Source organism: Planotetraspora silvatica (assembly GCF_016863315.1).
Classification (GTDB): domain Bacteria; phylum Actinomycetota; class Actinomycetes; order Streptosporangiales; family Streptosporangiaceae; genus Planotetraspora; species Planotetraspora silvatica.
This window is the reverse complement of the sequence record NZ_BOOQ01000054.1, coordinates 19169-32326: the sequence shown is the minus strand read 5'-3', so window position 1 is coordinate 32326 and position 13158 is coordinate 19169. Positions and strand designations below refer to the sequence as shown.

Below are 13158 nucleotides of genomic sequence, written 5' to 3'. Positions count from 1 at the left end.
AGGTCATGCGCGTTCAGCCCATTGACCAGGTCGTCCATCACGTTGGTCATGTTCGACATGTGCGAGTCCCCTTCCTCGCGGTCTGGGGCCACCAATAGACCAGGTTATCGGGACGCGGAGAATCGCTTCAGGCTGGCAAAAAGACCTCGTATGCGTCGACGCTGCAGGAGAGCGGCCGACCTCGTTTGGCGGCACGTCCGTGCCATCGGTCAGGGAAGTCACGGTGTGGATCAGCGGCTGCGTGATCATGGGCGATCGTGGTAGCTCGGTGGCCTCTCGTATGTGCTGGAACGGCCTGTTAGCGAGGCACGAGGATGAAATCCTGGTTCAGAGGTGTGGCCGTGCTGAGTGGTAAGCGTGTGGCGACCGGCTGCTGGCCGGGGGCACTGGCGACAACGATGCCGAGACCTTCATGGAACCCCGTGGCTGCGTACTCGCCGTAGTGGTCTGTGCGCGTATGGAGAAGTTGGCGGCCGTGCGGGTCCGTGACTGTGATCGTGACGCCAGGCAGTGGTTGTCCGGCAGGGCCGCTGACTCTCCCGGTCAGCATCGGCGGCTGTTCGCCGAAATGGTGCCGATGCGGGTGGAGGGCGACCGGCTCGGGGAGCTCTGCGGTGGGATCTTCCGCGGGGGGCGCGGGGACATATCCGGTTATGCCAGCCAGTCCCTCGCGTACGAGTTGTCGTAGGTGCTTGAGGTACCCGAGCACGATGAGAGCGGCGCCGAGCGCGACCCAGGCGCAGAGCACCGCGGTGGGTCGCCCCAGTTGCTGGGCGTTGAAGTAGTCGACGTTGCGCAGGGCGTCAGCGGCATTGCCCATCGGCAGGACGGGGTGGAGGTAGCGGAAAAATGTCGGGATCAGGTCGATGGGAACGGTGACGCCGCTGGAGGGCACGCTGAGCATGATGAACAGCGTGACGGCGGCCCCGGGGAAGAGCGGGCCGAGAAAGGACACAAGTCCGTAAGAGGTCAGTGACACGGACTGCGTCAGCAGGAACAGGTACAGCAGGACAAGTGGATGCTGCGGGATCGCATCCATCAGGTAGGCGGCTGTGAGGTAAGAGGCGAGGGCGGTGACGGCGCCGCCTCCGACGATCGTGGCCACATGTGCTCGACGGCTGAAACCGACCGCGCGCTGCATGGCGACCACCAGGAAGTAGGCGGGAAGAGTACAGGCCATCAGCAGGTAGAACGGGCTGGTGCCCAGGGTGTCTCCGGGCCAGGTCGGGACCAGTTCGTGGAAGTCGAGGGTAGTGCCGGCGTTCTGGCCCGCACTGGTGAAGACCTGGCGAATGATCGACTCCATGGCAGCGCCGTTCGCCTGGGCGCCGTAGAGCTGCGGATGGTGCGGAGCCGGCGCGAATGCCGCCACTGCGTCGTTGTCCAGGACGGCAGAGCGTGCCTCGGCTGCGGAGCCGACCGGCTGCAGGGAGAAGCCGCCCGGGAAGGCGGTGTCGAGTTGCTGTTGCAGCTGCGCTGTCTTGGCAGGCGGAGCGGCGACTGCGACCTCGATGTCGCGCGGCGTCGGATGATGGAAGGCCGGCAGGAAGGAGTAGAGCAATCCGGCCAGGAAGAGCGCGGGGAGCCAGAGCCCCATCACGAGTGTCCGCATGATCTCGCCAGGACGTGTCGTCTTTGCGTGCGCAGATGCCATGTGGCGCAGCATAGCGAACTTGCACGCGTGCAATACTGCACGGGTGCACACATCTACCTGAGTACGCTGGCCTTTCCTGTGGCGAGAGGACTTGATCAACATGCAGGGTGCGGTTCCAGGGCTGCGTGAACGCAAGAAGGTCGAGACTCGCGAGGCTCTGCGCGCTGCGGCGATCCAGCTCTTCCTTGAGCATGGCGCCTCGACGGTCACCGTGGACGACATCTGCGAAGCCGCCGGAGTCTCCCGCCGGACCTTCTTCAACTACTTCGAGAGCAAGGAGACAGCACTCTTTGCCTGGGACCAGCGCCTCACCGACGAACTCGTGTCCAAACTCGCCGCGCGGCCGTCGCGCGAACCACCGCTCATAGCCCTGCGCCGAGCGATGGACGACACCCTGCCCAGCTTCGCCGCACAGACCGGCTGGGATGAACGCAAGAAGCTATTCAGCGCATGTCCCGAACTGAGGACGAAGATCTTGCACGCAGTCTTTCGCGTCGAGACCAGGCTCGTCGACACCCTCACCGATCGCATCGGGTGCCCGGCGGGCAGCCTTTATCCGCGGCTGCTCGCAGGAACCACGATCTCGGTTTTCCGCGCGGCCTTCACCACCTGGGCCCCGGAAACGGGGATCAAGGGCCTGCAAGCGCTCATCGACCAAGCGTTCGACCACCTGGCCGCGGGCCTCTCCGTCCCCGCCTCCTGACCGCCGCACTTGCTGGACGCTGGGCGTTGCCTGGAAGGTCGGTCAACAAGGAGGTCGCCAGCCGGAGGATTGATGACGCCCTGGACAAGAGCGACATCTACAGGGTCCCGGAAGCCATCCGGGACCCTTCGCAGTCTCGTAGGCCTGTGCCGTGCCAGAACTCATCGTCGCCCTCTCACCTGGGCTTACGCGTGATCGTTAGGCAGCTCTTCGATACTCGTGGATCAGGCCCGCGACGGTAGTGCGGCGCTTGATCACGGCCGTGAGGTCGATCGGCTGGTCGGGATCGTGCAGCGGTGGTCTTTGGTCGCGGGACTGGTGAGCCCGATGGGTGTTGTAGTGCTGTTCATACTCGGCCAGCACCCGCCGCAGGTGCCGCCGCCCGTAGATCAGCAGGTGGTCGAGGCACTCGCGCCGCAATGTGCCGACGAATCTCTCGGCGTAGCAGTTCGCGCGGGGCGATCGCGGCGGGGTCTTGATGATCCGTACGCCGCTGCTGGTGAACATCTCGTCGAACACTTTTGAGAACTTGCCGTCACGGTCTTTGATGAGGAATCTGAACTGATCGACACGTTCACCCAGGTCCAGGAGAAGATTCCTCGCCTGCTGAGCGGTCCAGGCCCCGGTCGGGTTGGCAGTAACGCCGAGGACGTGGATGCGCCGTGTCTCGATCTCCATGACGAAGAACACGTACAGGCGCGTGAGGAACACGGTGTCAACGTGCAGAAAATCGCACGCCAGCAACCCGGTGGCCTGGGAGGTCAGGAACTGCCGCCAGGTTGGCGAGGCCCGGCGGGGCGCAGGACCCAACCCGGCCGCAGCCAGGATCCGGCGGATGGTGCCTTCACCGACCTGGTGCCCGAGTCCGGCGAGTTCGCCTTGGATTCGCCGGTGACCCCAGCGAGGCTTTCCCGCGCCAGCCGTAGGACCAGATCGCGGATCTCCTCGCTGATCGGAGGGCGCCCGCTCGTGGTCGGGTAGGTCCAGTGCCGTTTGATCAGCCGGCGGTGCCAGGCCAGCAACGTGCCCGGCGTCACGATCCGATGGCTCCGCAGCCGGGGCGGCAGGACGCGCGTGAGCGCGGACAAGATCGCCCGGTCAGCCCAGTCCGGTCGCGGCCGACAGATCTGACGCCGCAGCAGGGAGACCTCATGACGCAGCACCAAGATTTCCAGATCCTTGGACGCCTCGCTCCGAGCGAGCAACACGAACCAGCCGATCAGACGAAGGAAGATCAAATACAGGAGTCAGGAGGACACGACCGCCGAGGGTAGACGTCCAGGTCAACCACCCCGCACGAGTTCTGGCACGGCACACCCGCGTGACACTTTGGTCATGGTGCTCCAGTCATCGTCCAGCCGGACTATTTGCCGACCAGACTTCCCGGCTCACCACTCTCGACCTTACAAGTAGCTGCTGAATGGGTCTTTTACGGGCGGCGCTCCGTGCGGCTCCCGGCGGTAGAGGTGTGGCGTCCTGAAATGAGTACGGCAATCGTGTGGTCCTTCGAGCCGGTCAGTTCGTGATCAGGATGGGGATGGTCAGTGCCATGAGCAGGACCAGGGTCCAGAGTGCGGGGGCTGAGCCGAGTGTCTGCTCGCGCATGGAGGTTCTGCGTTCGGCCTCGGCTTGACCGCGGGTGAGCCACCAGGGACTGGCCCGCTGTTCGAGCCGCTGGTAGACCGCACCGAGGGTGGCGCCGTAGGCCAGGTGGCCGATCAGGGCGGGGAAGGCCGCCGCCAGGTCGGCCGCGGTCCATCTCGGAGTCCCGCCGAGCAGGACAGGTGCCAGCGTGAGGGCACCGAGGATCCACCACAGGAAGCCGTAGGAAACACCCCAGCCGAGCCCGGACGTCAGGTCGAAGCTCCTACCACGGAAGAAGATCGCGTAAGAGATGCCGACGGTCAGCGCGATCACCAGATGGACCAGCAGGCCGGGGCCGACGGTGGTGGCGCGCGCCAGGCGTGCCACGGTGGGCAGCAGGCCGCTCGGGTACAGCACCAGGGCGAACACCAGGCCGCCGGCCAGGCCGGCCACGGCGCCGTATCCCGCGGCGCGCGCTCTGCCGGGCCCTGACTCACCGGGGTGCAGTCGCCGGACGTCGTCTTCGAACAGGGCACGTCCGAGGCCGCCGAGCCAGGTGAAGGTGGCGGCGATCCCCGAACCCAGGAGCAGGTGGGCGGGCAACTGGGGCACCGCGGCCCGCACGTCGGCGACCGACCACCGCAGCGTCCCTTCCGAGACCAGGGAGGGAACGGTCAGTGCCACGAGGATCCACCACGCGAAGCCGTAGGCCATGCCGCGGATCAGCGCGGGACCGGTCCCTTCCGGCCTGTCGCCGAAAAGCAGCGCGTATCCCGCGCCGGCGAGAAGGCCCGTGACGAGCAGGCCATACGGCACCTGCTCGGCCATGACCCGCAGTGCGGCGACCAGCACCACCGCGGCGAGGACCCCCGCGGTCATGCCCCGCATCACGCTCACGACCCGGAGCCGCCTCGTCCCGGGCGTTCGAGAGCGTCTCAGGAAGGCGAACGCGGCGGCGGTGACGGCGCCGTAGACAAGGTGGCCGATGAGGCTCGGAAGCAGCGCCTGGCCACTGGCGACGTCCCAGGTGACCGGCCTGCCGAGCAGGATCGGCAGCAGGGTGAGCGGACCGAGGAACCACCACAGAGCGCCGTAGACGAGTCCCCAGAACAACAACTCCCTGGCCTGTGCCCGCTGCCGGACGACGAGCACCCCGAAGCCGGCTCCGATGATGGCCGCAAACAGCATGTGCACGGCGAAGGCCAGCGGGATCGAGTCGGTCCTGACGATGGCGGCGACCGTGGGGAGGAAGCCGATCAACGCCATGATGACGCCGAACACCAGCCCGCCGGCCAATCCGGACACGGCCCCGGCCAAGACTCCTCTGCTGACGCGCGTCGGCTCACTCATGTCGCGCTCCACGGGCGGAGGAGGCGGTCGTTCCGTTGCTCATGGGTGCGCCGGGGGTGGACGGCCTCGGTTCTGGAGCCGGTCGTGACGGGGAGGGCGTGAGGGCGATGTCCCGGGGGAAGGCCAACTCGATCAACCAATCAGCCAGGACACGCGCCTTCCTCTCCCCTCCAGGAAGCTTTGCCAGGTAGACCGCCCGCCACAGCAGCCAGGCGAACAGCCCGGACAGCCGGTGACCGCGAATCTCGGCCACGGCGGTGCGGTGGCCCAGCGCCACCAGGACGCCGATGCCCCGGAAGCGGAATTCGGTGAGCGAACGGCCCGTGAGCAGGGCGGCGATGTTGTCGGCGACCGTCCGTCCTTCGCGCAGCGCGTGCTGCGCCGTGGGAGGGTAGGGCCGCCCATCAGCGCCGGGGATCAACGCGCAGTCGCCGACCGCCCAGACGCCCTCGACTCCCGCGACCCGCAGGAACGAATCCACGACGACGGATCCGCCCCGGCCGTGTTCAGCGGGCAGCGCCGCGGCGAGCGGGTGCGGATGGTTGCCCGCCGTCCACGCGAGCGTGCGAGTGGGGATCGTCTCCCCGTCGCCCAGCCGTACGGCGCCGGGGCGCGACTCGGCGACCACGGTCTTCAAACGGAACTCGATGCCCCGGCGGCGCAGCCGCTCCAGCGCGTATTCGCCGAGCTCGGCGGACAGCTCCGGCAAGATACGCTCACCGGCGTGCACGAGCACGAACCTGGGCTCGACGTCGCGCACGTTCGGGTACTGGTGCAGCACTCCGTGCACCAGGTCGAACAGCTCGGCGATCAACTCCGTCCCGGCGAAGCCTCCCCCGGCGACGACGAAAGTCAGCAATTCCGCGCGGATGCTGCCGGTCTCGAGGTCGGCGCGTTCCAGCATGCCCAGCACGTGGTTGCGCAGACGGGTCGCGTCTCCGATCGTCTTCAAGGCGAAAGCGTGCTCGGCCAGGCCGGGCAGGTCGAAATAGTGCGGAACCGAGCCGACGGCCAGGACGAGAAGGTCGTACGGCACGGCAGCCATGCCCTGCTCCCCCGTCGCCACGTGCACCACCCGGCGTGCCGTGTCGATCGCGTCCACATGCCCGTGCAGGAACGCCGTATGCGACAGGGCGGCGCGCACCGGCGCGCTCACGTGCCGCGGCTCCAGCGAGCTGGAAGCCACACCGGCGAGCATCGGGGTGAACAGCAGAGCGTTGGTGTCGCTGATCAGGGTGACCTCGGCGCGTAGGCCACGGGCGGCGTGGCGGTCCAACCGCCGGGCAGTGCTCACACCACCGAAGCCGCCGCCGATGATGACGATCCGGGGCGGAGCGGCCGGCGCGGCGGACACGGCGGGTGCGGATCGCGCCGCGGCGGCCTGGCGCGCGGTCAATCCCGCGTACAGGAGCACGCCGGCGATACCGCCGAGGAGAACGTCCCCCACCAGGTCGCGGAAGTACCGGCCGGCGAAGCCGATCGACCAGGTGGGAACCGCACCGTCGAGGAGAGGACGCAGCGTCAGCTGCCATGAGGCCCAGTCGAGTAGGCCGACGAGCACGCCGCAGGAGAACGCGGTGGCGAGATCGCGTGCTCGCCGCCCGGCGACCGCTCCCAGCACGGCACCCATAATCACCGCGTTCACTAGAGACAACGCCCAGCCGGTCGCGTCCAGCATGCCCTGCACGGCCATCAGGGAGCTGACGAGCAGACCGCCGGTCAGCCCCGCGGCTGCGCCGAGCAGCACCCGCGTCCTGGCCTCCGGCCGGGTCCGCAGGTGAGACACGGCCATCGCTGAAGCGGCTGCGAGCGCGATCACGGTCAGGACCGCGATCAGGTTGCGGCCGTAGTCCAGGGGCAGCAGCGAGGGGTTGTCGGCCCTCCTGCCGATCCCGAGAACCATGGGAAGGGCCACGAGACACACCACGGCCGCGACGACCAGCCCCGCACGTGCGGGAGACCGGAAGGGCTCGCGCAGCACGGCGAACGCCGCACCGACCGCCAGAACGACCGGTACGACCAGCGCGTCATGCGCCACGATCAGACCGCCGAACCACAGGGCCCAGCCAAATGGGTGAGTGCGAGCCGCATCCACCAGCAAGCCCGCGAGCCCTGTGATGATCAGCGCACCGCCCGCACCATACCCGGCCCAGCGGCGGATCTTCGCACTCATGACACCATCACCCGGGTGACCCACTTCGTCTGCAGAACTCCCGGGCGGTCGGGAGCGATCAACCGCACGGGGTAACCATGGTCGGGATCCAGCACGCTCCCGTTGATCCGGAGGGCCAGGAAGGTGAGAGGGTCGTTCCAGTGCGGAGCCCGCACCTCGCTCGATCTGTAGATGCTGGACCTTTCCAGCGACTCGACCACCATTACGGCGTCCGGGACGACGCCCGCACGCTCGGCAAGGTCGCGCAGCCGCACCCCCGTCCACCCGGCCTCGGCGCTCCACCCCTCCACACACGAGATCGGCAGCCGGACCGTGTGCTGCGGCATCCCCGACAGCTCGGTAAGCGTCAAGGACAACTCCGAGCGCACCGCACCGGTCACGACGAGCCGGAAGTCCGGACGGCGGATCATCTGGCTCACGCCCGCCGCGACCGCGGTCCTGTTCACCGGGACGCCTTGCGGCCCCACGCCGGGAGCCCGCGGCGCCAAGACCGCCAGCTTCGACAGCGGCGCGAACGTCTCTCCCACCGTGACCAGGACCGTCAGCCCGGAGGCGGCGGCGACCGTGCCGAGGAATCGCCGACGAGATCGGGGCTCCTCCTGCGTCTCGACACACTCCGCGGTCCACAGGTTCCTGCGGACCTTGGCCCACTCGTTGGTGACGTGGATGACCAGGGCGCCGTAGAGCACGTACGACGTCCAGCGGAACGGCGGCCATTGCCACAGCTTGGGATAGACGGTCCACAGCTTGCCGAACAGCAGCGGGATCGTGGCCGGCCCGCCGATGACGTGCACTCCCTGCGTGACGCGATACAGGTTGACCGGTCGCGAGGGCCACAACATCCAAGCCGGCGGATGCTGCATGAAGTGACTGATCAGACCCGTCACGAACGCGACGGTGAAGCTGACACCGAGCCAGACGCCGAGCTGAACGGCGACGCGCTCGGAGTGCAGCCGGCTCGTGAAGCGCCCGGAGACACCCTGCACGAGCGTGATGACCGCCCCACCAGGCGCCCCTCTCACTTGGGCATCGGTCACCGCGGATTCGAGAACCATCGCCCAGCCTCCAACTGATGCCCGAAGGGGAGCGATCCGTAGCCCCAGGCCAATAGGCCGTTGCCATCGACGGAGACGATTGCCGGCACCGACCGGTCTTCCGCCCGCTCGGCCAGAGGCACACGTAAGTCCCCCGCCTTGCTCCCCGACCTGGGGATGGACAGTCCGGCGACTATCGCGCCGCTCCGTATAGGCAATCCCTGAAGGCGTTGCGGCACGACGTTCGGGTCGGTGCCGAGGCCGTCGCCCGGCATCGCGTCAGGCCGCATACGGAGCACGGCGTCGAAGACACCTGCGTGCGGGGCCAAGCTTTCCTTGCTCACGCTTCCCCCCTCAGGAGCCCTCATGAGAGTGGTGTCGATCTCTGGCCCTCGCGAAACAGTGCGATTCCCCGGGCCGAACAATATTCATTCGATGACGTAATGGTCACGAAGAAATTCGGATGGATTGTCCGAGGCGCCGACCGATGGCCATGATGCAACTGTACGGCGACCGGACTTCGCGAACCCTTACGAACCCATGACGGATGCCTTTGGCTATCGCCGGCCAGGCACGCTTCAAGGCATCAGAAAGGCAATTTCCCCATGGTGCGGCAAAAGGTTGACAGACAAAAGGAAAGCCGGCTTACCGCACCTCAGCAAGGTCGGCGATGACCTGCTAGGACCCTCATCGGCAAGGCGATGGGAAAGCGACCGCCACGGCCACCGTCAGGTACGTGGCCGTGCGCGAGAAGCGGCACTTTGCGCCTACACAGATCATGCATCGGTTCGCAGTGAGTGGCGCCGGCGCGGCGTGCATATCCGACGTCTGAGCCTATGGCGTCGTCATTACACGACTGCACGCCTCGGTCGACGGAACTCTTAGCTCGATTTTTAACCTGTGATTTGCCGTCGCGTAGTCATGGCGAGGTCCGTTTGACGGTCTTCCCGGCGTCGTGATGTGCGCCAGTCTGTAACTCTTGGATCCTGGTGGGCGTTCGGGGTGGGCTTGCCGGGTTTGGGCGCGGCGTTCAGAGCGGAGTGCGGTTCAGCCAGTTTGTCCAGACCTCCTGAGCGCCGAGAATCTGCACGCTGACATCGGCGGCCGAGCGCCGGCGAAGCAGCGCCAAGAGCAGATCCGCTGCGCGGCCACGGACCGCGGTCGTGCCCTCTCCGTGCTCGTGTTCCCACGACATGCCGTCTTTGTCAGCTCGAATCATCCATTCACCGGCCGGGCCGAGGCCGTCGGTGGCGTGCAGGTGCAAGACGGCATCGGTGTCGAGCGGGGCCGGATCCCCGTTCCTCTGGGCTGCGGCGAGCCGGTCGAGCCATTCGGTGATGCCGTCCGCCGCCAGCGGGGCGGCCAAGTCGTACGGCACTCCCAGAGCCAGTGCGGCGTCTGCCCGGTGGACCGTCGCCTCATGCAACCTTCGCCGCACCCACCAGGCCGCCGGTCGCGGGCCGAGGAACGTCCACACCGGAGTGTCTTCGCCGACATCCGCAATCGCCTCCACGAGAGCGCGAGCGCCACCGTGCAGCCACTCGATGGCTCCGTCGAGATCGCTCGGTGGCTTACCGTCGCGCACCACGCGTGGATCGAGGTAATCCGTTACCCGGTCGCGCACAATCTGGGCTGCCCAGCGGTGACCCCGGCCGACGTGCCGGAACAGTTGCTGGATCGTCCATCCCGGACAGGTCGGAACCGGCGTCGACGGACCAGCCTTGCGGATGAGCTCACCAAACAATTCATTCTGCTCGAACAGGGCGGCGACGTAATCCATGAAGAGATCATCTCCTTCGTGATCGATATCCTCAAGGTAGCGACGCTGCCGGTGTGAGCGCTTGCCGCCGCTTTCGAGGACCTGCTCAGTTCGGCCGACCTGCGCGGACGGTGGTTCACGCAGATACTGCAGATATCCTTCGTCGGTGGCCTGACCAGCGAATACGTGGACTACAGCACGGCCCGGGACGCCTGACACCTTCCGAACTGCACGACACATCGTGAAAGCGGGCGACGAGGCCGACACTCACGCCCGCGTGAGCAAGCTCGAGCGCCGCTGCCTGGCCGATACCGCGGCTGACGCCGGTCGCAAATATGGTCATGCACTGTTGGTGTCCTCGCTGTCTTACCTTCCACTGCGCCAAGCCGCAGCACCGGACCGCCGCCGAGGAGCCAGGTGATCTTGGATTCAGCCCGCCGGGGGTTGTGGGGGAATGGCGCTCGGCGACAAAGGGCGCACGATTGCTCGGGTGTATGCGGTACGGCACGCCACGCAGCGTCACCATCCGGCAGTTTGGCGAGGACAATGGCGGACAGAATTGCTTTTAATCCGTAGACAAGGGCAGGGGCCACGTCGACGGTGTTCGCTCCTGCTCCGGCGGTAGATGCGGGTTGTTGGAGTGTGTCGACGACCGACACCACGGTCCCGCCAAAGTTGGTCACGTAGGCGAAGTCGCGGACCTCTTGCTTGGCCAGCGGGATGGCCGATCCGGCCACGATGGCGCCCCGAGCGCGAAGTGCCGGGCGACGTGCCGCCAGCCACGCTCACGTCCTTTTCCCTGGGTGTTTCTCATCCAACGCGTAAGCATTGGGACGTCCTGACGACGATGACGGGTCCCGTTCTATGCGCGCGAGATAGTCTCCTGGCCAACGCCGCGCTGATCTGTGATCGCGTTACGGACGGCTGGGAGGTCAACGGCTTGACGGAAGTCGGGATCATGGCGGTCCAATATGTTATTGACATGTGGACAGCGGCTACCGCATGACTTCGCGACGCAAGTGCCGATTAATCGTCCGTCCAGGTCAAGCCGCATGTCAGTATCCCCTGAGGACGCCACCGAGTCGATCATGTCGGCGGATGGCGAGTCGCGCGATCCAGACTTGGCCGCTTCTCCGACCGGACGGCGAGGGGCGTAGGGCGCGGCGGCGCGGGAGCGCGAGGCCGCGCCGGCAAACGCGTACGGAAGAAGATTCCCAGGATCAGCCCCCGTGGCGTTCAGCGCAGCGACCGCCTGATTCAGATTCACCCCGATGCGACGCACCTGCCCCGACGCCTGCATCAACTCGATCAGCGCTTTCCGCAACGGGTCCGGCATAGGCGGGTTCGCCATCCGCGCCGCCGCCAAAGACGCCACAGCCGCATACGCTCCCTGCGCCAACCCAAGCCGCTCCGCCGCCGCTCGGAAGTCCGCGTACTCCTGCTCGGTCAGCACGAACTTCACCACGTACGGCCTCGGTACGGCCTGCCGCTCCCGCCGCCGCTGCCGTACCTGCCTGGACCCTGCTTCCACTCCCTGATCGGACATGCCTCGACCGCTCCCCCGATGACCGCGCCCGGTCCTTGTTGATCAGAACCCACCCCCGCGCTATCTGCGGAAGTGGGTGGTTCTGATCAACTATGTCCCCCTCTGGATCCCGCCGGATTCAGAGGTAATGGGACATTACGAATATCCTGCTCCGGGTTCTGACCCCCGGTTCCGACCACCAGGCCTCAAGCCGACGAGCCTGCGACGGACGCAGAAGCTCTCGTTTATGTGATTGACCGCCCGCGGAATTGTCGTGGCCGCTCGTTATGTTTGCTTAGAAGCAACCCACGGGCGGTAATCTCCGCACGTGAGCCACGGTCCAGCGGCACCGCCGTCACCGAAGCCGTCCACCGCAAACAGATCCGCCCGGTCCTACTCGGCGGAGCCGAAGCCATGGACCGGATCTTCACGTGATCAGTCCGTTAGAAACTGCCCGGAGCTACGGAGCGATCATTCGAAGGATCGAGCCACAACCCAAACGGCGTACTCCTCCGTGGTCACCCCACACACGCAACGGCCGTCGAGCGACGTGGTCACGAATTCTGGCTCTCCGACTGGTGAGAAGGAGTGGTGAGCCAACTTCGGACGCGAGTCGCGTCGGACATGAGCCCAGGGGGCGTCAGCAGCACCGGGTCCCGCCACACTGATGAGGAACTCGTTTCGGCCACCGAAAATCCCCGAATCCCTGGCGACCGAGTCCCACACGGCCTCCACCTCGTCCCATTGATCAATACCGTCAAGGGTCGGAACCATCGCCGTAGGAGTCACTTCCCCACCGATGATCAAACGCCACGCCTCCATGGGTGCCGGCGCCCGTCCTGACCAGGCCGCGTCTATGACGATCAGCCCGGCTTCCCGCAGCAAGAGCGCCCTTGCATCAAGATTCATAGGTTCGGTCACTTCGCTGTCCCCAGCTGATGCCACGCGTGACTGCAACCGTCGGCGCAATGGCGCTCACGTCGGCGCTGGTCCGCGATAGCCAGTAGAGCGACCAGCAGCCGAAACGCCTTGACCCGCTCGTCCTGCGGCAAATTGATGATCTTCACCAGCTGCTCCATCATCAGCCGGCCACGTGTGATCAACACCGCAGGTGTATGGGTGGGCCGTAAGCCCGCCAGACGCACGCTCGCCGGCCCGTCCTCAACGGTCGCGCCAGCCTGCATGCAGTACCCGGATAGATCCCACAGAGCGACGGATTGCTCCTCAGCGGTCAGTCCCTCGAACCATTCGACGCCCCATGACATGGGCCGCAAGCCCTGCGCCAACTCGTTCAGAACGACCTCACGCTCGTACACGTCGCCACACTCCCTGACTAGCCCGAGGCGACCAGCTCTCATCGGCAATCGAACCAGTCA

At 66.5% G+C, this 13158-nt stretch carries 11 protein-coding genes; 1 reads left to right on the top strand and 10 read right to left on the bottom strand.

Annotated features, from left to right (window positions below):
• Positions 1-298: 298 nt before the first annotated feature.
• The gene (locus Psi02_RS34790) at positions 299-1654 is read right to left on the bottom strand and encodes a carboxypeptidase regulatory-like domain-containing protein (protein ID WP_203980112.1); all 1356 of its coding nucleotides are present in this window, start codon (positions 1652-1654) and stop codon (positions 299-301) included.
• 100 nt (positions 1655-1754) lie between these two features.
• Here Psi02_RS34790 and Psi02_RS34785 point away from each other — a divergent pair, with 100 nt between their 5' ends.
• Complete coding sequence (locus Psi02_RS34785) at positions 1755-2357, top strand: TetR/AcrR family transcriptional regulator (RefSeq protein WP_239095425.1); 603 nt, start codon at positions 1755-1757, stop codon at positions 2355-2357.
• Between the two features lie 198 nt (positions 2358-2555).
• Here the strand turns inward: Psi02_RS34785 and Psi02_RS34780 are convergent, their stop codons facing one another.
• From Psi02_RS34780 to Psi02_RS34740, 9 genes are all read right to left on the bottom strand, one after another.
• Positions 2556-3068 (bottom strand): integrase core domain-containing protein, encoded by a 513-nt coding sequence (locus Psi02_RS34780; RefSeq protein WP_203980110.1) that lies wholly within the window; start codon positions 3066-3068, stop codon positions 2556-2558.
• A gap of 50 nt (positions 3069-3118) precedes the next feature.
• Positions 3119-3595 (bottom strand): hypothetical protein, encoded by a 477-nt coding sequence (locus Psi02_RS34775; protein WP_203980109.1) that lies wholly within the window; start codon positions 3593-3595, stop codon positions 3119-3121.
• A gap of 277 nt (positions 3596-3872) precedes the next feature.
• On the bottom strand, positions 3873-5291 hold the full coding sequence (locus tag Psi02_RS34770) for a hypothetical protein (protein ID WP_203980108.1): 1419 nt from the start codon (positions 5289-5291) through the stop codon (positions 3873-3875).
• Positions 5284-7464: an NAD(P)/FAD-dependent oxidoreductase gene (locus Psi02_RS34765; protein WP_203980107.1), complete on the bottom strand. Its 2181-nt coding sequence runs from the start codon at positions 7462-7464 to the stop codon at positions 5284-5286. Before Psi02_RS34765 ends, Psi02_RS34770 begins: the two co-directional genes overlap by 8 nt.
• Complete coding sequence (locus tag Psi02_RS34760; protein WP_203980106.1) at positions 7461-8519, bottom strand: molybdopterin-dependent oxidoreductase; 1059 nt, start codon at positions 8517-8519, stop codon at positions 7461-7463. The genes Psi02_RS34765 and Psi02_RS34760 overlap by 4 nt, the downstream gene beginning before the upstream one ends.
• On the bottom strand, positions 8498-8842 hold the full coding sequence (locus Psi02_RS34755) for a hypothetical protein (RefSeq protein WP_203980105.1): 345 nt from the start codon (positions 8840-8842) through the stop codon (positions 8498-8500). Before Psi02_RS34755 ends, Psi02_RS34760 begins: the two co-directional genes overlap by 22 nt.
• Positions 8843-9528: 686 nt before the next feature.
• Positions 9529-10476 (bottom strand): maleylpyruvate isomerase family mycothiol-dependent enzyme, encoded by a 948-nt coding sequence (locus Psi02_RS34750; protein ID WP_239095417.1) that lies wholly within the window; start codon positions 10474-10476, stop codon positions 9529-9531.
• Between the two features lie 643 nt (positions 10477-11119).
• Positions 11120-11722, bottom strand: a complete 603-nt coding sequence (locus Psi02_RS34745) for a hypothetical protein (RefSeq protein ID WP_203980104.1) — start codon at positions 11720-11722, stop codon at positions 11120-11122.
• Between the two features lie 977 nt (positions 11723-12699).
• Positions 12700-13098 (bottom strand): DUF5958 family protein, encoded by a 399-nt coding sequence (locus Psi02_RS34740; protein WP_203980103.1) that lies wholly within the window; start codon positions 13096-13098, stop codon positions 12700-12702.
• Between the last annotated feature and the right edge of the window lie 60 nt (positions 13099-13158).

Bases quoted from the DNA above. Each gene is read 5' to 3' on its own strand.
- Psi02_RS34785 (WP_239095425.1), top strand. From the start codon at position 1,755: ATGCAGGGTGCGGTTCCAGGGCTGCGTGAACGCAAGAAGGTCGAGACT.
- Psi02_RS34790 (WP_203980112.1), bottom strand. From the start codon at position 1,654: ATGGCATCTGCGCACGCAAAGACGACACGTCCTGGCGAGATCATGCGG.
- Psi02_RS34770 (WP_203980108.1), bottom strand. From the start codon at position 5,291: ATGAGTGAGCCGACGCGCGTCAGCAGAGGAGTCTTGGCCGGGGCCGTG.
- Psi02_RS34765 (WP_203980107.1), bottom strand. From the start codon at position 7,464: ATGAGTGCGAAGATCCGCCGCTGGGCCGGGTATGGTGCGGGCGGTGCG.
- Psi02_RS34760 (WP_203980106.1), bottom strand. From the start codon at position 8,519: ATGGTTCTCGAATCCGCGGTGACCGATGCCCAAGTGAGAGGGGCGCCT.